General features: G+C 33.0%; 16 protein-coding genes. 10 read left to right on the plus strand and 6 right to left on the minus strand.

Features of this window, described 5'->3' with window-relative positions; all coding sequences use genetic code 11:
• Positions 1 to 57 precede the first annotated feature (57 nt).
• From B5D15_RS01535 to panD, 9 genes are all read left to right on the plus strand, one after another.
• Complete coding sequence (locus B5D15_RS01535; RefSeq protein WP_078695344.1) at positions 58 to 3,273, plus strand: cellobiose phosphorylase; 3,216 nt, start codon at positions 58 to 60, stop codon at positions 3,271 to 3,273.
• 43 nt (positions 3,274 to 3,316) lie between these two features.
• On the plus strand, positions 3,317 to 6,055 hold the full coding sequence (locus B5D15_RS01540; RefSeq protein ID WP_078695345.1) for a GH36-type glycosyl hydrolase domain-containing protein: 2,739 nt from the start codon (positions 3,317 to 3,319) through the stop codon (positions 6,053 to 6,055).
• A gap of 210 nt (positions 6,056 to 6,265) precedes the next feature.
• Positions 6,266 to 6,715, plus strand: coding sequence for a hypothetical protein (locus tag B5D15_RS01545; protein ID WP_143287164.1), 450 nt, complete (start codon positions 6,266 to 6,268; stop codon positions 6,713 to 6,715).
• A 241-nt stretch (positions 6,716 to 6,956) separates the two neighbouring features.
• Positions 6,957 to 7,352: a nucleotidyltransferase substrate binding protein gene (locus tag B5D15_RS01550; RefSeq protein ID WP_078695347.1), complete on the plus strand. Its 396-nt coding sequence runs from the start codon at positions 6,957 to 6,959 to the stop codon at positions 7,350 to 7,352.
• Entirely contained in the window at positions 7,349 to 7,654 is a 306-nt protein-coding gene (locus B5D15_RS01555) for a nucleotidyltransferase domain-containing protein (protein WP_078695348.1), read from the plus strand. The genes B5D15_RS01550 and B5D15_RS01555 overlap by 4 nt, the downstream gene beginning before the upstream one ends.
• Positions 7,655 to 7,840: 186 nt before the next feature.
• A complete protein-coding gene (locus B5D15_RS01560) occupies positions 7,841 to 8,713 on the plus strand; it encodes a Rossmann-like and DUF2520 domain-containing protein (protein ID WP_278305438.1) in 873 nt (290 codons plus the stop codon).
• Positions 8,713 to 9,549, plus strand: coding sequence for a 3-methyl-2-oxobutanoate hydroxymethyltransferase (panB, locus tag B5D15_RS01565; protein WP_078695350.1), 837 nt, complete (start codon positions 8,713 to 8,715; stop codon positions 9,547 to 9,549). Before B5D15_RS01560 ends, panB begins: the two co-directional genes overlap by 1 nt.
• Positions 9,550 to 9,903: 354 nt before the next feature.
• On the plus strand, positions 9,904 to 10,755 hold the full coding sequence (gene panC, locus B5D15_RS01570) for a pantoate--beta-alanine ligase (RefSeq protein ID WP_078695351.1): 852 nt from the start codon (positions 9,904 to 9,906) through the stop codon (positions 10,753 to 10,755).
• Positions 10,756 to 10,771: 16 nt separating this feature from the next.
• Positions 10,772 to 11,152, plus strand: a complete 381-nt coding sequence (gene panD / locus B5D15_RS01575) for an aspartate 1-decarboxylase (RefSeq protein ID WP_078695352.1) — start codon at positions 10,772 to 10,774, stop codon at positions 11,150 to 11,152.
• 222 nt (positions 11,153 to 11,374) lie between these two features.
• Here panD and nadC read toward each other — a convergent pair whose 3' ends face one another.
• From nadC to sigI, 5 genes are all read right to left on the minus strand, one after another.
• Positions 11,375 to 12,202 carry a carboxylating nicotinate-nucleotide diphosphorylase gene (gene nadC, locus B5D15_RS01580; protein ID WP_078695353.1) on the minus strand — a complete coding sequence of 276 codons (828 nt, stop codon included), beginning with the start codon at positions 12,200 to 12,202 and terminating at the stop codon, positions 11,375 to 11,377.
• Entirely contained in the window at positions 12,183 to 13,478 is a 1,296-nt protein-coding gene (locus tag B5D15_RS01585) for an L-aspartate oxidase (RefSeq protein ID WP_078695354.1), read from the minus strand. Before B5D15_RS01585 ends, nadC begins: the two co-directional genes overlap by 20 nt.
• Before the next feature lie 4 nt (positions 13,479 to 13,482).
• Positions 13,483 to 14,382, minus strand: a complete 900-nt coding sequence (gene nadA, locus B5D15_RS01590) for a quinolinate synthase NadA (protein WP_078695355.1) — start codon at positions 14,380 to 14,382, stop codon at positions 13,483 to 13,485.
• Positions 14,383 to 14,702: 320 nt separating this feature from the next.
• The gene (locus B5D15_RS01595; RefSeq protein WP_078695356.1) at positions 14,703 to 15,413 is read right to left on the minus strand and encodes an anti-sigma factor domain-containing protein; all 711 of its coding nucleotides are present in this window, start codon (positions 15,411 to 15,413) and stop codon (positions 14,703 to 14,705) included.
• A 1-nt stretch (position 15,414) separates the two neighbouring features.
• Entirely contained in the window at positions 15,415 to 16,071 is a 657-nt protein-coding gene (gene sigI, locus B5D15_RS01600) for an RNA polymerase sigma-I factor (protein ID WP_078695357.1), read from the minus strand.
• A gap of 119 nt (positions 16,072 to 16,190) precedes the next feature.
• Here sigI and B5D15_RS01605 point away from each other — a divergent pair, with 119 nt between their 5' ends.
• Positions 16,191 to 17,159, plus strand: coding sequence for a DUF5667 domain-containing protein (locus tag B5D15_RS01605; RefSeq protein WP_078695358.1), 969 nt, complete (start codon positions 16,191 to 16,193; stop codon positions 17,157 to 17,159).
• Between the two features lie 261 nt (positions 17,160 to 17,420).
• Here B5D15_RS01605 and B5D15_RS01610 read toward each other — a convergent pair whose 3' ends face one another.
• Positions 17,421 to 19,589 carry an oxidoreductase gene (locus B5D15_RS01610; RefSeq protein ID WP_078695359.1) on the minus strand — a complete coding sequence of 723 codons (2,169 nt, stop codon included), beginning with the start codon at positions 19,587 to 19,589 and terminating at the stop codon, positions 17,421 to 17,423.
• Between the last annotated feature and the right edge of the window lie 3 nt (positions 19,590 to 19,592).

The raw sequence follows: 19,592 nt of genomic DNA on the forward strand, positions 1-19,592 counted from the left end.
TGATTTTAATTAAAATATAAATCAACATAAGAATCAATTTTATTATGGAGGATAAATATGAACAGCTGTTATTTTGATAAAAAAAACAGATTTGTTATAGAAAATTTTAATAATGCAAAGCCATTTTCAAGCTTTTTACCTGGAATAGCAGGTAAAAAGGGAATTCCAATGTGGATTTTTTATGTAAATAGAGGGCAATGCATATCAGCCTTTGGTACAAAAAACAAGGATAATCCAATAATGGAATTTTTCCCAGCTTATAAATGCTACCAAAATGTTCAAAGTACAGGATTTAGAACCTTTATAAAGTTTGTCGATAGTAAAGATATATATGAACCCTTTTTAAACATTAGAAATAATTCAAAAATATATCAAAAAATGTATGTTGGAATGAATGAGTTAGAAATAGAAGAGGTTAATAATGAAAAGGGTATTAAAGTAAATGTGCTTTATTATATGCTGCCACAGGAGAAGATAGCTGCACTTGTTAGAAAAGTTACAATTAAAAATATATCAAGCAAGAAATTGAACCTTGAAATTTTAGATGGTATGCCAGCACTACTTCCTTATGGTATAAGTGATGAGGGATTAAAGAAGGTAGGGAATACACTTAAAGCGTGGATGGAAGTATACGATTACGAAGAGGGAACACCAATTTTTAGAATGAGATCATCGTCAAAAGATAGTGTAAATGTAAGTGAATTTAAAGAGGGCAATTTTTATTTATCATTTAAAGATGTAAAGGGATATAAGAAGTTAATAAAGCCAATAGTCGATGCTAATTTAGTTTTTGGTATGAATACATCTTTTAGCTTTCCAGATATATTTGCAAATAATTCTATTGAAGATATATTGAGTAGAAAACAAATAACTTCAAATAAAGTGCCCTGTAGTTTTTCAGCAGCAAGTGTTGAATTAGATGATAGTGAAACTATAGATATTTATGAAGTTATTGGACATACGATAGAGGTTTCAGTTTTAAAGAGCTATATAGATAAATTTAGCAGCGAAGTATATATAAACGAAAAATATTTACAGGGAAACGAAATTATAGAGAAAATAACAGATGACATAAATACAAATACATCTTCAAAGTTATTTGATGAATACTGCAGGCAAAGTTATTTAGACAATATATTAAGAGGAGGTTATCCTGTTGTTTTCAATAAAGGGGATAAAACCTTTGTCTATTACGTGTATTCAAGAAAGCATGGAGATTTAGAAAGAGACTACAACGATTTTTCACTTCAGCCGGAATACTATTCAAGTGGAAATGGAAACTATAGAGATGTAAACCAAAATAGAAGAAATGATGTTTTCTTTAGACCAGAGGTAAAAAGCTACAACATAAAGACCTTTATGAATTTAATTCAAGCAGATGGATATAATCCTCTTGTAATTAATGGGGTTAAATATAGAGTAAATAAAGATGATTTAAATTTTGTTGATGAATTGGCTGAAGAAGGAAATATTTTAAAGAAATTTTTAACCAACTCCTTTACAATTGGCAACCTGTTTACTTTTATAGAACAAAAGAATATAAAGCTTAAGGTTTCAGAAGAGGAACTACTAAAAAAGATTATGGAGAATGTTGAGGAAGAGGTTTATGCAGTTCATGGAGAAGGCTTCTGGACTGATCACTGGACATACAATTTAGACTTAATTGAAAACTATTTAGAGGTTTATCCTGATAAGAAGAGAGATTTATTATTTAATGAGTATGACTACACATATTTTGACAACAGCGAAGTTGTTCTTCCAAGGGAAAAAAGATATGTATTATCAAACGGTAAAGTTAGGCAGTACAATTCTCTCATTGAAGATGAAGAAAAGAAGAAGCTTATAAAAAATAGAAAAACATATAAAAATTTAATGAGGGAAGGCAAGGGTTTTGGTGAAATATACAAAACAAACCTTATTGTAAAATTGGTAAATCTTGCTTGCATAAAATTTGCAACAATAGATCCTTGTGGTATGGGAATAGAGATGGAGGCAGGAAAACCAGGCTGGTATGATGCATTAAATGGTTTACCGGGATTATTTGGCTCTTCAGTGGCAGATGCCTACGAGCTTGTTAGACTATCTAATTTCATAATCGATGTATTAAAGGAATATTATGAGGAAGAAATCAAATTGCCAGTTGAAGTTTTTGATTTGATTGAAAAGGAAGTAGAGCTTTTGAGAGCTTATTACAAGTCACAAGAAGATATAGATTACAATCTCTGGTCACAGATGTCTGATTTACGTGAAAAATACAGAGAAGAAGTTAAATTTGGTTTTGAAGGAAAAGAAGTTTTAGTAAAGGCAGAGCTGCTTGCTAATAAAATTTTAGAGCTAAAAAATAAGCTCCAGACAGGATTAGAAAAAGCCAAAGAAGAAAATGGAGGCATTATGCCAACATACTTCTACTATGATGTTCAGGAATATGAAGTTATTGAAAGTAACAGTGAAGATAAAGATGATGAAGATGAGCAAGTGTATGTTAGAGTGCTTAAGTTTAAGCAGCATAAGATGCCGCTGTTTTTAGAGGGGGTAGTTAGAGGGTTTAAAATCTATAATGATAAAGAGCTTTTAAGCAGTGTTTACGATAAAGTAAAAGAAAGTGATTTGTTTGATAGAAAGCTAAAGATGTATAAGGTAAACGCATCACTTAATAATGAGACAATAGAGATTGGTAGAGCAAGAGCCTTCACACCAGGCTGGCTTGAAAATGAATCGATATGGATTCATATGGAATATAAATATATGCTTGAAATATTAAAGAGCGGCCTTTATGACGAGTTTTATAGCGACTTTAAAAATGTTTTAATTCCATTTATGGATATAGGCGTATACGGCAGAAGCCCACTTGAAAATTCATCCTTTATTGCAAGCAGTGCTAATGTTGATGAATCAATACATGGAACTGGATTTGTTGCAAGATTAAGCGGTGCTACTGCAGAATTTTTAAGTATATGGAGACTTATGTTTGTAGGTAAAAATCCATTTAAAATGACAGAGGGGAGGCTAACTTTAAGCTTTAATCCAGCTCTGATAGAATGGCTATTTGATGAAGAAAACAAACTTAGCTTTAATTTCTTAGGAAGATGCAGGGTTACTTACTACAATACTTATAGAAAAAATACCTATGAAATAGATTCTTCAAATCAAAGGATAGTTCTTTACCTGTTGGATGGAAGTAAGGTAGAGATATCAGGAAATGTAATTGAAGAAGAATATGCAATCAAAGTGAGAGAAGGAAAAGTAAGCAAGATAGATATCTATATGCAATAATGCATTTTGTACATGTAAAATTATAAAGTAGGAGGCCCATATTATGAATAAATTTAAATCATGGGGATTTGTTAATGAAAATGGGGATTTTGAGCTTGAAAATCCTGAAAAAAGCAGTTATTTATATTTCCCTATTGCAAATGAAGCTGGTATTATGTCATCAATTACCCCTACATTAAATGGAGATATTAAGTCCGGCCAGAATACTTTTCTTTTGCTTCCTGTATCAGCGGAGGATTTACACAATACGAGAAGCTCAAGAAATTTTTGGATTAACATTAAAGGATTTGAACCATGGTCTGTTAGTGGCAACTCACCAATGCAGTTAGGGTATACCTTTCAAGAAAATTCTCCTGAAAGTGTTAAATTAGAAGCAGGTTTTTTATGGCATAAGGTAACGAGGGAGAATAATGATTTAGGAATAAAGGCAGAGATTTTGAACTTTGCACCTGCTGACAATCATAAGGTTGAATTAATGAAGGTTAGTATTACAAACACAGGGGAGGATACTAAAACAATAGCTCCAACTGCTGCAATTCCTATATATGGACGTTCAGCAGATAATTTAAGAGACCATAGACATGTTACTTCACTGCTTCATAGAATTAAAACAACTGATAATGGTGTAGTAGTAAAACCTGCACTTTCATTTGATGAAAGAGGTCATAAGACAAATGATGTAATTTATTCAATACTTGGCGTTGAAGATAATGGGGACAAACCTATTGGATTTTTCCCAGAAGTTGAAGAATTTATTGGCGAAGGCGGAAGTTTTGAATGTCCTGAAGCAGTATTCTGCAATAAAGAGCCATATTCTAAGTCTTTGGATATGTTTGAAGGTTATGAAGCTATAGGTGCAATAAGATTTAAAGATGTAGAACTTTCAGCGGGTGAAACTAAGACATTTATTATTATGATGGCAATAAATGAAGAAGGCGATGAAACAGAAAATGAAGTTCTTATAAGTAAATATGGAAACCTTGAAAAGATTGATAGGGCTTTAGATGAGTGTAAAAAATATTGGAATAACAAATTAAGCAGGCCAGAATTTAATACTGGTGATGAAAAGTTTGATAGGTGGATGAAGTGGATTAACCTGCAGCCAATTTTAAGAAGAATATATGGATGTTCATTCCTACCTCACCACGATTATGGCAGAGGGGGAAGAGGATGGAGAGATTTGTGGCAGGATTGCCTTGCACTTTTAATAATGGAACCAGATGAGGTTAGAAAGCTTCTTTATAATAATTACGCTGGTGTGAGAATAGATGGGAGTAATGCTACAATAATTGGTTCAAAACCTGGTGAATTTATTGCAGATAGAAATAATATAGCAAGAATATGGATGGACCATGGTGCATGGCCTTTCCTTACTACAAAATTATATTTAGATTTAAGTGGAGATTTAAGCTTCTTATTAGAAGAACAGGAATATTTCAAGGATAGACTTTCAAGCAGATGTACTGATTTTGATGACACTTGGACAATTGAAGAAGGTAACAAATTAAAAACTTTTGATGGAGTAATTTATAAAGGAACTATTTTAGAGCATATTTTAATTCAACATCTTACACCCTTCTTTAATGTGGGAACGCATAATAATATTAGACTTGAAGGCGCAGATTGGAATGATGGACTTGATATGGCGCCTGAAAAGGGAGAGAGCGTTGCATTTACTGCTTTATATGGAAGCAATTTAATTGAGTTTGCAAAAATATTAAAAGAATTAAAGGGAAGATATTCCATTGAAGAAATAGATTTAGCCGAAGAAATGACGATACTACTCGATTCTTTAAATGTACCTATAAATTATGATTCAGTAGAAGAAAAAGTTAACTTATTAAAGACATATTTTAAAAGCTGTAAGAATAAAATATCAGGAAGAAAAGTTAAGGTATCAATTGATGAACTGATAAAGGATTTAGAAATAAAAGGGAAATGGATAATCAATCATATTAGAAATAATGAATGGATTAAAAACTCTGAAGGTTATGAGTGGTTTAATGGCTATTATGATAATTCAGGAAATAGAGTAGAAGGAGACCATGCAAATGGTACAAGAATGAATTTAACAAGTCAAGTATTTACTACAATGGGTGGTGCTGCTACAGAAGAGCAAATTGAAAAAATTATAGAATCTGCAAATAAATATTTAAAGGATGATAAGGTAGGAGGATATAGACTTAATACTAACTATCATGAAGTTAAAAAGGATTTGGGAAGACTTTTTGGTTTTGCCTTTGGACACAAGGAAAATGGTGCGATGTTCAGCCATATGGCAGTAATGTATGGAAATGCCCTTTACAAGAGAGGTTATGTAGAAGCGGGATATGAGGTAATTAATTCCATATATTCACATTGTATAAATTTTGAAAAGAGTAGAATATACCCTGGAATTCCAGAATATATAAACGAAAAGGGAAGGGGTATGTATCACTATCTTACAGGTTCAGCAAGCTGGATGCTATTAACAGTGCTTAATGAAGTATTTGGAGTTAAAGGTTATTTTGGAGATTTAGTAATAGAACCTAAATTAATAGATAAGCAGTTTGACAGTGAAGGTAAAACTTCTGCTACGGCTCTATTTGCCCAAAGAAGTATTAAGGTTAAATATGTTAATAGAAATAAATTAAACTATGGAGAATATAAAATATTGTCTTTAAGCATAGATGGAAACAAAGTAGAATGCAGTATATATGAAAATAAAGCGGTAATAGAAAGAAAGGTTATAGAAGCATTAGATGGTGATAAGCTTCACGATATAGTTGTAGAACTCGGTTAATTAATATTTTCAAAAGATAAAAAGCTCATCTCTTAATAGAGTTGAGCTTTTAAAATTTTATTTAATCTTTTGCATTTAACAAATAGTATTTAATTAAATAAGTCATTAATACTTGTGAATAACGAATTATATTTTTATAAATTTTACTTTTAATTCACATTAAAGGGTTTAAATGCATACAAAAAAGTAAGGGGTGGTAATATGGGCTCTATGAGTAAACTTTTTAACAGGATTTATGATATGGAATTGTATGAAATACAAAGAAGTTTTCCATATTTAGGGGAAGGAATAAGCAGGGCTGTTTTTGCTGTAAATAATGATTATGTGGTAAAGGTTGCAAAGGATTTAGACGGGGATTATCAGTGTAAAGTTGAATATTATGTTTATACCCACACAAACAAAATATTGAAAGACTACCTTTGCCCTATTGTATGGTATAAAAGGGGAATGATTGCAATGCCTCGGGCAATACCACTATCTTATTATATAAGAGAGCCCTATATAGATATTTCGAAAGTAAGAAGCGATAGAAATTCCTATGAAGATTTAATAAGACTATCAAATAAATTCAACCTTTTGTTTGAGGATATAGTTTCAACAAGTTCCTGGGGGATTTTAAACAATAGGATGGTTTTAATTGATTATGGATGTACAAACTAAAAGAGTGCCACCCAGTTGACAAGTGACAAACTCGTGAATAGGGTTGTCGCTATCAATTGTGTGGCATTTTATCATGTTCATTAAAGAATAAAATGTCTATTGTAATTTTAATTCTAAATCTCAATAACTCTATTAGCTATATTATTAAAATTGCATAAATATGGTATACTTAATAATGTATTAATTTAAAAAGCAAGGATTTGTTTTTGGTCGATTTAAAAATCGTATAAGAGGTGACGTTATGAATAGAGATGTTCGTTGGAAACAGAGGTTTTCAAATTATAAAAAAGCAGTTGCTCAGCTTACAGAGTTTATAGAAAAGGGAGAGCTTAATAAGTTTGAAGTTCAAGGGCTTATACAGTGCTTTGAATATACTTTTGAATTGGCATGGAAGACTATGAAGGATTATCTTGAAATGGAAGGATTTGATGTTAAAAGTCCAAGAACAACAATACAGACTGCATTTCAAATACAATTAGTTGAAGATGGACATACATGGATTGATGCATTGGAAAAAAGGAATTTAATGTCTCATACTTATAATGAAGAGATTGTAAAGGAAGTAGAAGAGCTTATTCGTAATAATTATTATCCTCTTATAAAGGAGTTATGTTCTAAATTGGAGGAATTGGAATGAATTTTGGATTGAGGGATTCGGATATTGAATATATAAGGGATGCAATGAAAAGATTTAAAGATATAGAGAAGGCAGTAATATTTGGTTCAAGGGCAAAAGGGAATTATAAAGCAGCATCCGATGTTGATATTGCTATTTACGGGGAAAAAATAAACTTTGATATTTTATCGAAACTCCATGCAATGCTTGAAGAGGAAAGTCCTATGCCATATTTTTTTGATATAGTTGACTATTCTCATTTAAATCATAAAGAGCTTAAAGAGCATATAGATAGGGTAGGAATGGTAATATATGAAAAATAAAAAATGATACTAAAAGAGTGCCACCCAGTTGATAGGTGACAAACTAAGGATTAGGGTTGTCATTATCAACTGGGTGATACTTTTTTTATAATATTATTAAATTTTTATTACATACTAAAACATATAAAGAAATTCTGCTATTATAGAATTAGCCCATATCCTTTGGAGTGGGACTAATTTAAAGAGGTGGAAAAAATGAAAATTGGTTTTATTGGCGCTGGAAAGGTGGGATGTGCCTTTGGACGCTATCTAACTGAGACAGGACTTGATGTTGAAGGTTTCTACAGCAGGTCTGTTTTATCGTGTCAAAGTGCTGCAGACTTTACAAAGACAAAGGTTTTATCCTTAGAGGAGCTTATCTTATCCTGTGACTACATATTCATTACAACTCCCGATAATGCAATATCATCTCTTTGGGAGAGACTTAAAGATTTTGATTTAAAAGGAAAAAACATATTTCATATGAGCGGGTGCTTGACCTCTGATGTTTTTTGTGATGCAAAAAAAATCGGGGCTTTTTCTTATTCACTTCATCCCCTTTATCCCTTTACTGACAGAGAGTGTTATAAATTTTTAAAGGATGTTATTTTTTCTGTAGAAGGAGAAAATATAAATAACATAAAATCTTTTTTAGACTTAGCAAAACTTAAATATTTTTTAATAGATAAAAATAATAAGGCAAAATATCATGCAGCTGCAGTTTTTGCTTCAAATTATATTGTATCTTTAGCTAAAATTTCCAAGGAAATAATGTTAGAGTGCAATATGGATGAAAAGTTTATAGTTGATGCAATATATCCTCTTATGCAGGGAGCCCTTTTAAACATAAAAGAAAAGGGTGTTGAAGATTCTTTAACAGGGCCAATAGTCAGGGGAGATTATAACACTATAAAGCTTCATCTTGACAGCATTGAAAAATATAAGGAAATATATAAAAGTTTAGGACTTACAGCACTTAATATTGAAATGGAAAAATTAGAGGGCTGCAAAGATGAAGAATGTAAAGAAAAGATGGAAAAGCTAAATAAAATAGAAAAAATGTTAAGGGGAGATAAGTAATGAAAAATACAGTTGCAACTTTTAAAGAGGCAAAGGAAAAGGGTATAAAGCTTACTATGCTCACGGCCTATGATTATTCCTTTGCAAAGCTTGTTGATGAGGCAGGAATTGATGGAATATTAGTCGGTGACTCCCTTGGCATGGTAGCTTTAGGCTATGAAAACACATTATCCGTTACAATTGATGATATGATTCATCATATAAAGGCGGTAAGGCGTGGGGCTGAAAATGCTCTTATAGTTGGAGATATGCCTTTTCTTTCATATCATATATCAGTTGAGGATTCTATAAAAAACGCAGGAAGGCTTGTTCAAGAGGGAGGATGCCATGCTGTAAAGCTTGAAGGAGGAATTGAGGTTTTAGATAAGGTAAAGGCTATTATAAAAGCTCAAATACCTGTTATGGGGCATATCGGATTAACTCCCCAGTCGGTAAATATGCTTGGGGGCTTTAAGGTTCAGGGTAAGTCAAAGGAACAGATAAAAAAGCTTATAGATGATGCAAAGTATCTTGAGGAGGCAGGAGTATTTTCAATAGTTTTAGAGGCTGTTCCTGATGAGGTGGCAAAAATTATTACTGAATCAATATCAATTCCAACCATAGGAATTGGTGCAGGAAAATACTGCGACGGACAGATTCTTGTTATAAACGATATGCTTGGGCTTTTCAGCGATTTTACCCCAAAGTTTGTAAAAAGGTATAGAAACCTTGGAGAGGAAATAAAGTCAGGAATTTTAGAGTATATTGAAGATGTAAGAGGGGGAAAATTCCCTGAGGATGTGCATTCTTTTAAGCTTAATAAGGAAATTTCCGATGAGATAAAAAAGCTGTATTAGTAAAACAAGACAATATAATTTTAGCCTTATAAGCACAGGCATATTATATCAAAACAGTTTGATTAATTCTTAAATTAGGTAAGTGCTCTAAAACAATTTGATATATTAAGTTTTATTTTAAATTCTTTTATAATAGAAATTTAGTTCTGTCAATGTATTTAAATTGCTTGGTGAATTAAAGATAGAATAATTTTTAAAAAATTTGGCTTCTAAAGATTTTGCTTATATATTTTTTAAAGCAGCTTTAAATATTTGCTTTATAAAATAATATTATGATTAAAGTTAATTTTATAAAAAATTGCATAAGCTAAATTGATATTTGTGCCGGATATAAACGGCAGGATGGAGGATGCTATGAAAATAATAAGAAGCGTAACTGAGATGAAAAGTGTTATTAACGATATAAAAAATATTAAAAAGAGCATAGGCTTTGTGCCTACTATGGGGTATCTTCACGATGGACATAAAAGCCTTATTGAAAGGGCAAGATTAGAAAACGATGTCGTTGTAGTGAGCATATTTGTAAATCCCACTCAGTTTGGACCTGCGGAGGATTTTGAAAGATACCCAAGAGACGAGGTGAGAGATAAAAAAGTATGCCTTGATGCAGGGTGTGATATTATATTTATGCCAGAGAGCAGCGATATGTATAAGGATAATTATTCTACTTATGTTGAGGTTTTAAATTTAACAGAAGGGCTTTGCGGTGCTTCAAGGCCTGGTCATTTTAGAGGGGTTGCAACGGTTGTTACAAAGCTTTTTAATATAGTAAAACCTGACAGGGCATACTTTGGGGAAAAGGACGCTCAGCAGCTTGCTGTAATAAAAAGAATGGTTGAAGATTTGAATATGGATGTTGAAGTTGTAGGATGCCCAATAATAAGGGAAAGGGATGGCCTTGCATTAAGCTCGAGAAATACATATCTTAGCGAGGATGAAAGAGTACAGGCCCTAAATCTTTATAAATCCTTAAACCTTGCAAAGAATATGATAGATAAGGGAGAGAGGGATGTAAAAATAATTAGGGACGAGATGATAAAACTTATAAATACTGCAAAGGATGCAAAGATTGATTATGTTGAATTTGTTAATGCCAAAAATTTAAAGCCGATAGATAGGATTAAAGGGGAAGTTTTGATAGCCCTTGCGGTTAAAATAGGGAAAACAAGGCTTATAGATAATATGAGAATAAAATGTGAAGAATGATACAAAGGAGGATAATATGCTTTTAAATATGTTAAAATCAAAGATACACAGGGCAACGGTTACAGAGGCAAACCTTAACTATGTTGGAAGTATTACAATAGATGAGGATTTAATGGATGCAGCAGGGCTTTTGGAAAACGAAAGGGTTCAGATTGTAAACATAAACAACGGTAAAAGGTTTGATACCTATGTTATAAAGGGAGAAAGAGGGAAAGGTCAGATATGCCTTAACGGTGCAGCAGCAAGGCTTGTTCATCCTGGGGATAAAATAATAATAATGGCCTACTGCTTTGTAGATTATAGCGAGGCCAAGGATATAAAACCAAAGGTTGTGCTTGTAGACGATAATAATAGGGTAGAAAGGATTATACAGGAAAGAGAGGGAATGGTGGTTTAGTGCAAGGGAGATGACAAGTAACAAAAAGGTTCTTTTTATTCTTGACTCAATTAGTTAAAATTTACCTTTGCGTTTATGTTATATTTCAAATTAAAATTATAGCGAAATACTACTCATGAATTAACTTTAGAAAGAATTGATATTATGAATTAAGCAGGAAGTTATTTGATAACAGCCTGCTTTTTTATTTATATAAGTTTTTATTTTGTCAATTGGGTGGCACTATACTATCCTAAGGCTCAAATCTAAGGATTTGTAGGAGTGGGTTATGGCACCGGTTGAAATAAAGTCAACCCCTGTTTTTGCAATATCGCTTATAGTATCTAAGCTTACATTCCCTGAAACTTCAGTTAAAGCCCTGCCGTCTATTAACGAAACGGCTTCTTTAATAAGCTCAATGCTCATATTATCAAGCATAATAATATCAGCATTGCATTTTAAAGCCTCCCTTACCATGTCTAAATCTTCCGTTTCAACTTCAATCTTTTTAAGGTTGGAGTATCTTTTTTTAACAAGTTCTACTGCATTATATATTCCACCTGCTGCCTTTATATGGTTATCTTTAATTAATATCCCGTCGGACAGGTTAAACCTGTGATTTACAGCACCTCCAACCCTTGTGGAATATTTTTCAAGAATTCTAAGGGTTGGGGTTGTCTTTCTTGTATCAAGAAGCTGAGCCTTTGTTCCTTCTATCCTTTTTATAAATTCCCTTGTAAGCGTTGCAATACCGCTCATCCTTTGTATAAAATTAAGGGCAGTTCTCTCACCAATAAGTATATTTTTTGTTTTGCCTCTTAATGTGCATACGACATCTCCTTTTTTTATTTCATTACCATCCTTTTTTAAAACCTGAACATCAACATCTCCTAAAATTTCAAAAACCCTTTTAAATACGAAAATTCCAGCTAAAATTCCATCCTGCTTTGCATAAAGATTTGCACTGCTTTGCAGGCTATCTGATATTATCGCCTCAGTTGTTATGTCCTCATAGGTTACATCTTCGTTTAAAGCATCTATGATAAGTTTATCAATAACTGATAAGTTCATCCTTAAGATCCCACCTTTTTTCTTTTATTAAATCTATTGCTATTTTTAAGTTTTCTCTTTTTACCATTTCAAAGTCGGTTATAATCTTTGGGCTTACTTTCTTAAGAGGGGTTTTATCTGAAAGGTTATTAATATAATCTGCAGCCCTTCTTGAAAATACTAAGCCTTCAAGGAGGGAGTTGCTTGCAAGGCGGTTTTCGCCGTGAACACCGCTGCAGGATACTTCCCCTGCTGCAAAAAGGTTTTCCATAGAAGTTTTAGAATACAAATCAACCTCAATTCCTCCCATAAAATAATGCTGGGCAGGGGCAACGGGTATAGAATCCTTTGTAATATCTATTCCCCTTTTTAAACACTCGCTGTAGATTTTAGGGAATCTTTGTTTGATATATGAAGAATTCAAATGGGAAAGGCTAAGATAAACGTTAGAGGAATTTGTTTTTTTCATTTCACTGTAAATCTTTGATGACACCTCATCCCTTGGCAAAAGCTCATCTACAAACCTTTCACCCTTAGAATTTAAAAGATGTGCCCCTTCACCTCTTACGCTTTCTGATATTAAAAACCTTCTTTCATTGGTGCTTTCATAAAAGGCTGTTGGGTGAAACTGTATATATTGTATGTCCTTTAGCTTTATGTTGTTTTTAACTGCAATAGAAAGCCCATCTCCTGTTAAAATCCTTTGGTTTGTTGAGTTTTTAAATAAACCTCCAATTCCTCCAGTTGCAAGTATAGTAAACTTGGAAAATATGTTTAGCTGTTTGCTTTCTTTAATAAATATTCCGCCAAGGCATCTGTTGTTTTGGGTTATTAAATCGCAAAGATAAAAGTTTTTATATATCTTTATATTCTTTCTTTTTAAAACCTTTTCTATTAAAGAGTCTGCTACTTCTTTTCCAGTATAATCTTTGTGGTGGACTATTCGGTTTGTGCTGTGGGCACCTTCACGTGTGTATAAAAGGTTATCCTTTGATTTATCAAAATCAACTCCAAGCTCAATAAGCTTTTTTATATTTTCGATAGACTCATCAACAAGAACCCTGACAGCAGTCAAATCGTTTTTATAGTTTCCAGCCCGTAATGTGTCTTCGATAAAGGATGGCTTATCATGCTCATCCTTTGCAGTTGCAATTCCCCCCTGTGCAAGATATGTATTGGTCTTTGTAATATCCCCTTTAGATATAAGGGCAATGTTTAAATCATCTCTCAGGTTAAGTGCAGAATAAAGCCCTGCAATTCCAGTCCCCACTATTAAAACATCACATTCTATATCCATTTTATCACCTTGCTAAAAGAAGCATATTTTCAAGGGCACGTCTTGCCTTATCTGCAACTTCCTTATCAACTTTAATTTCATGTTTCATATATAATAGGCTCTCATATACATCTTTAATTCTTGTTTTCTTCATATTAGGGCAGGTTGCAGTTTTACCAGGGGCGTAGAAATTTTTATGAGGGTTATCCCTTTTTAGCGTATGAATTACTCCTTCTTCTGTTGCTATAACATAGTTTTTGTAGTTTGTGTTTGTAGCATATTCTATTATTTCCTTTGTGCTTCCCACAAAATCGGATATGTCCCTTACATCCTTTTCACATTCAGGGTGGGCTAAAACTACTAAATCCTTTATCTCATCCTTCAGCATAAGTATGCTTTCCTTTGAAATCTTTTTGTGGGTTGGGCAAAATCCCTCCCAAAGAATTATTTCCTTTTCGGGGACCTGCTCTTTAATGTATTCCCCAAGGTTTTTGTCGGGAAGAAAAACTATTTTTTTATTATCAAGCTTTTTTATAATCTTTAGTGCGTTTGAGGAAGTTACAACAACATCGCAAAGGGCTTTAACCTCAGCAGTTGTGTTTATGTAGCACACAAAAGCAGCGTCAGTATGCTTTGCTTTATATTCCGAAAGCTTATCGGTATCCACCATGTCGGCAAGGGGACAGCCTGCATCAACAACAGGAAGGAGCACTGTTTTTTCAGGGGATAAAATCTTTGCGCTTTCTGCCATAAAATGAACCCCGCAAAGGACTATTACATCTTTATCGGATTTTTTTGCAATATCGCTCAAATAAAAGGAATCCCCAACATAATCAGCTGCATCGATTACCTCTAAAAGCTGATAGTTGTGGGCAAGGATTAAGGCATTTTTCTCTTTCTTTAACTTATTTATTTCATCTATCATCTTTACACCTCACTTTACAGTTGTATATACACTATTGTAAATAAAGATAATGTCAATTACAACTATTATTCTTTATTTATTATTAGTAATTTTAGCGTTAATTATTAAGCGAAAAAGGTGCCAGGCACCGGAGAACGGAGAAAACAGAAAAAAAATTCCATGTATTTGATAAGTAACAGCGTAGGAGAAAAAGTGACAGGCACGGGAGAGAGGAGAAGATTAGGTGAAATAAGTAACCGTTCTGGGACAGCGAGGCAGATATAAATGATAGACAAAAAGCCATGATAAAAACAATTCTTTATCATAGCTTTTAAAATCAGCTATTTATTTTTCCCTTTAGGAACTGATTTTTCTTTTTTAGCTTTATATTTAGGTCGTACTATTTTCTTGCCAGATGGGATAGGAACATCATTTGATTTTTTGATAGAAGGGGGAATTATTTTATTTTCCTTTTTCTCTAATTTAGTTTTATCATCATTCTTTTTTATGTTTTTTATATCTAACGTGTTTAAATTTAATTTTTGCTTTTTAATTTCTTTATAAAACTTTGTAAGATTTATATTTTTCCCGTCTACTAAAAGTTTTATTGATTTTGGGTTACCTTCGTAGTATTCATTATTTATATATTTTTTCTCCTTTGCTTTGTTAACGATTAATATAAGACCATTGTCCAATTTTTTATATTTTACTTTAGCTTCGGAAAGGAGATTTTTTGCATCTTCATTAAGAGGAACAACATTAATTATTCTGTCAAATCTATTGATATCAAGCCTTATTTCAGGATTTATACTCACGGTAACGGAGGCATATACGGTGTAATATAGGTTATAAAAGAGGCTTAAGAAAAGAACTAAAATTACAGAGGCGGCAATTAAAAATTGTTTGGGGATTATTTTTACTTTGGATTTATATACATATTCCTGACCTACTGACAACTTTTCTTTTGTCTTAATGCTAATAAATTCTCCTGATTCAGTAAGTAAAACTGCATTTTTTCCATCATAGTCCATAACGATTCCCTTTTTAATCAATTTAATCACCTGCCTTTATATTTAGGTAAGATTTTATATATTTAAAGCTGTCATCTGAGAGAATAATTATAAGGGAAATCAGATAACGCCTCCAGCTTTCTATGAATTTTTCTTTTTTTGAAGTTAGTAAACATATTTTTTTTATAGGAAGCTGCTTAGATTTATACAATAGATTAACGATATCCTCATTCATTGATATTTTAATAGCAACGTTTAATAATTCATTTCGTGTATCTTTGTGGCTTGGAGAAGATTTTATAAGATCTTTAAATTCAATTCCAAATTCTTTAAGCCTTCTTGAAAAATCATATATCTCCTGCGCCCTTATTTTATTTTCTATATCAATTTCAAATTGGTTTAAAGAGTTTTTATTTTGAATATCTATTATCTGTTCATCTATAAAATAAAGAGTATATTTAGAGCTGTTATTTCGAAAATAATCTATAAGGGAGTTTTTGATAAGCATTTTTGCATAGGAATAGAAATTTCCTTTTTCATTATTATAAGTATCTATAGCTTTATTAAATGCTATAAGCGCTATGCTCAGCTCATCATCGTTTTCCCACTGAAGATTTCTTTTGCATATATTCGATGCGGTTTTATATATAAAGGGTTTGTTTTCTATTATGAATTCATCTCTGTTACTAATAATGTCCATCTACTTCCCCCTTTCAATAATTTATACGAAAAAAATATATTTTTTAAAAGGGTACCCCTTTAAATTATTATAAACTTTCGTATTAAAAAGTGAAATTACAAATAAAGGAGGCTACATATATGAAAAAACTTATAGCTTTTACATTAATGCTCTTTATTACATTTAACCCTATTGCAAAGGCACAGGGGCAGGAGGGAGATGTAAATGTTAATGCAGGAATTACACCGGACAGCATATTATATCCAGTAGATAAGGTTATTGATGAGGTGAAAGTTGCATTAACAACAGATGATGAAAAGAAAATAGAGACGATTGAACAGGTTGCTCAGGAGAGGCTTGCAGAAGCACAGGTTATGGCAGAGGAGAACAAGGAAGATTTAGCAAAGCAAACTGTTGAGGAATTCCAAGAAAAAATGAATACAGCTCAGGAAAACATTGAAAAGGTTGTAACAAATGATAATCAAAATGTTCAGCAGAAAATAGACAACAATGCTGAACAGCTGAAAAACAGGATTGAAGAAAGATATAAATGGTCAATAGAAGTATTGAAAAAGATACAGGATAAGGTTTCAGATAATGCAAAGCCAACTATTCAAAAGGTAATTGAAATGCAGACAGCTAAAAAAGAAGCTGTAATTAATATGGTAGATAAAAGGCATGAATTGATAGATGCAAAAAAGCAGATAAAAACAGCAGAAAAACAGCTAAAAGAAGCAGAGGCTTCAGGAAATGAAGAGGAGATTAAAAAAGCGCAGGATATTTTAAATGCTGCAAAAACAAATTTTGAAGCAAAGAAGCAGGAACTTAAAGAAGCAGTAGAATTAAAAAAGGAAGCTGTTAAAAATGCAGGGCTAAAAAAAGAAGTAAAGGATGTATTAAATCAAGAAGTAAAGAGCGGAAATATTACAATTAAAGAGGCAAGAGAGGCTGAAAAACAGCTGAAAAATAATTTTGGATTGTCTAAAAAAATTAAGAAAAATGAAATAAAGAAAGAGATAAAAAATAAAATTGAAGAGAAAAGACAAAACAAAGTAACAAATGAGACTCAAGGGACTTTAACCCAGCAAACAGATGTCAAAACGGAATAAAACAAAGTGAAGGAAAAAGGCGTCACTGAGTTGGCAAGTGACAAAGTTTGTTTATATCTTTAAGGATGTTACTTGTGGTATTTGAGGCGGTTTTGGTAATTTTCACACTTTAACAGAAAAGTCCTTCTATATTAGAATTATCTCTAATATAGAAGGACTTTTGATTTTTAATATATTAAATAAGTAACCCTCCCTTAGCATGTCTACGAGGATATAAATAAAAAGTATCTATAATAAGTAACCGTCCCCGAGGGATGCCAACTATATAAATCGGGCTACTTCGTTGGCAGAGGTTATTGCCTCCCATGCTCTGCCGGGGGTTTTAGCATCGCCTATAGCGTAAATCTCCTTTGCAGCTTTTTCCTTTAAAAGTTCGTAGTATAGCGTATCGCTGGCTTTTCCTCCTGTTGAGAAGATTACATAATCTGTATCTATTATTATTTCTTCAACATCATTTGGATTAAGCTTTTTGTCAAAGGGGTTGTGTATGTTTTCAGGAACTAATGTATGCCAAGGAGTATAGGGGTCTTTTCTTTTTCTGTTTGCGTTTATATATACTTTGTTTTCTTCAAATTTTATAACCTTTGAGGATGTGTAAGCTTTTATAGGATTTTTAAGAACATCTTCCTTTTTTCCTGTCGGGGAGCCAAGTCCCATCATAAGCCAAAGAAGCATTGAACGGTTAGAGTGTACAACTCCTGTCATAAGGTTTGGGAGCATTTCAACAACAGTTACATCAACATTTTTCTCATAGGATAGAGAATAGGCAAGCTCACATCCTACAACCCCTCCTCCTATTACGGTAACTTTTTTAACATCCTTTGGAAGGCTCATATCGCTTTTGAGAAATTCCCTTGCCTCAATGTGCCTTATTTTATCCATTCCATCAATCTGCGGCACAAAGGGTGAAAGCCCGTTGGCACATATTATAACATCGTATTTTCCAATTAAATCTTCTTTTTTAACTTCACAGTTGTATCTTATATCAAGTCCCTTTTCCTTAAGGAGATTCATCTGATAGTTAAGATTTTTAATATATCTTTCAACATCATGTTTAATCTTTATTTTTGAGCCTGCTATAAGCTGTCCGCCAAGCATATTATCCTTTTCAAACAAAGTAACCTCGTGCCCTCTTAAAAAGGCAGTCTTAGCAGCCTCGCACCCTCCAGGCCCTCCACCTATTATTGCAACTTTCTTTTTTACAGATGCTTTTTCAACTTTCTTGCAATCTTCAAATCCAGTGTATGGGTTTACAGTACAGCATGGATGCCCTCCTAATATGAAGGACTGTATGCATCCTTCCTGATCTCCTATGCAGTGGTTAATTTCCTTTTCCCTTCCCTCAGAAACCTTTTGAGGCCAGTATGGGTCAGATAGTAGTGGACGGCCGAGCATTACAAAATCTGCATAACCTTTATCTAAAACATCCTCTGCAACTTCAGGTTTTCCAAGCTTTCCAACAGCAATTACCTTTGCCTTTATTCCTTCTTTTTTAAAGTATTCTTTTAATGTTCCTGCTATTTCCTTTACATAGGGTATGTCCTCAAAATAAGCTGGAGGATGAGGGAAGAACCAGTTGTCATAGCATCCCTTATCAACATCAAAGGCATCAACTCCTGCATTATAAAGAACTTTACAGAATTCTAAGCCTTCTTCTATTGTTCTTTCCATTCCTTTGAATCTTTTTCTAAATATTTCATCGCCATAGGATTCCTTTAGAGCCTGGGTTAAGTCCACCCTGTATATTATTGGGAAATCCTCTCCGCATCTTTTCTTAATCTCCCGTACAACATCAACTGCAAATTGAAACTTGTTGCTGTACCTTCCAAATCTTCTTCTATTCCAAGGGTTTGAGGTGAGCTGGTCCATAAGATAACCTTCATGTCCGTGAAGCTGAACCCCGTCAAAGCCGCATACCTTTGCATTTACTGCCGACTGACCAAAGCTTTTAACTATTTTTTTGATTTGTCTGTCGGTAAAGGGGAAGTGAGGAAGCTGTGGAACATAAAAGTTTTTATTTATAGAGGCAGATTTTAGTATTTTGCCTTTAAGCGCAGGTTCAGGAGAGCCGACTCTTCCAAGTCCTGCTGTAAGCTGTATAAAAATCTTTGAGTCGAAGGAGTGAACTTTAGCTGTTAAATCCCTCCATCCAGAGAGTCTTGTCCTTGATGAACCATCTATTCTTGGAAAATAAGTAGTATCGTTATCCTCGGAAACTGTAGGGTCGATACCGTAGGATACAGGGATAAGCCCTGTAATCAAAAGCCCTGTTCCTCCCTTTGCCCTTTCTCCAAAGTATTCAATCATCTTTAGCGAAGGCCTTCCTATAGGATCCGCCATGTTTATGTTGCCCATAGGTGCCATTATAATTCTGTTTTTAATTTTGCATTTTCCTATGTTTTCTGGCTCAAAAAGCTTTTTATATTCCATAAT

The sequence above is a fragment of the Caloramator quimbayensis genome, assembly GCF_900167605.1.
GTDB lineage: Bacteria > Bacillota > Clostridia > Clostridiales > Caloramatoraceae > Caloramator_B > Caloramator_B quimbayensis.

Bases quoted from the DNA above. Each gene is read 5' to 3' on its own strand.
- B5D15_RS01540 (WP_078695345.1), top strand. From the start codon at position 3,317: ATGAATAAATTTAAATCATGGGGATTTGTTAATGAAAATGGGGATTTT.
- B5D15_RS01550 (WP_078695347.1), top strand. From the start codon at position 6,957: ATGAATAGAGATGTTCGTTGGAAACAGAGGTTTTCAAATTATAAAAAA.
- B5D15_RS01535 (WP_078695344.1), top strand. From the start codon at position 58: ATGAACAGCTGTTATTTTGATAAAAAAAACAGATTTGTTATAGAAAAT.
- panB (WP_078695350.1), top strand. From the start codon at position 8,713: ATGAAAAATACAGTTGCAACTTTTAAAGAGGCAAAGGAAAAGGGTATA.
- B5D15_RS01555 (WP_078695348.1), top strand. From the start codon at position 7,349: ATGAATTTTGGATTGAGGGATTCGGATATTGAATATATAAGGGATGCA.
- nadA (WP_078695355.1), bottom strand. From the start codon at position 14,382: ATGATAGATGAAATAAATAAGTTAAAGAAAGAGAAAAATGCCTTAATC.
- B5D15_RS01610 (WP_078695359.1), bottom strand. From the start codon at position 19,589: ATGGAATATAAAAAGCTTTTTGAGCCAGAAAACATAGGAAAATGCAAA.
- nadC (WP_078695353.1), bottom strand. From the start codon at position 12,202: ATGAACTTATCAGTTATTGATAAACTTATCATAGATGCTTTAAACGAA.
- sigI (WP_078695357.1), bottom strand. From the start codon at position 16,071: ATGGACATTATTAGTAACAGAGATGAATTCATAATAGAAAACAAACCC.
- B5D15_RS01605 (WP_078695358.1), top strand. From the start codon at position 16,191: ATGAAAAAACTTATAGCTTTTACATTAATGCTCTTTATTACATTTAAC.
- panC (WP_078695351.1), top strand. From the start codon at position 9,904: ATGAAAATAATAAGAAGCGTAACTGAGATGAAAAGTGTTATTAACGAT.
- B5D15_RS01585 (WP_078695354.1), bottom strand. From the start codon at position 13,478: ATGGATATAGAATGTGATGTTTTAATAGTGGGGACTGGAATTGCAGGG.
- B5D15_RS01545 (WP_143287164.1), top strand. From the start codon at position 6,266: ATGAGTAAACTTTTTAACAGGATTTATGATATGGAATTGTATGAAATA.
- panD (WP_078695352.1), top strand. From the start codon at position 10,772: ATGCTTTTAAATATGTTAAAATCAAAGATACACAGGGCAACGGTTACA.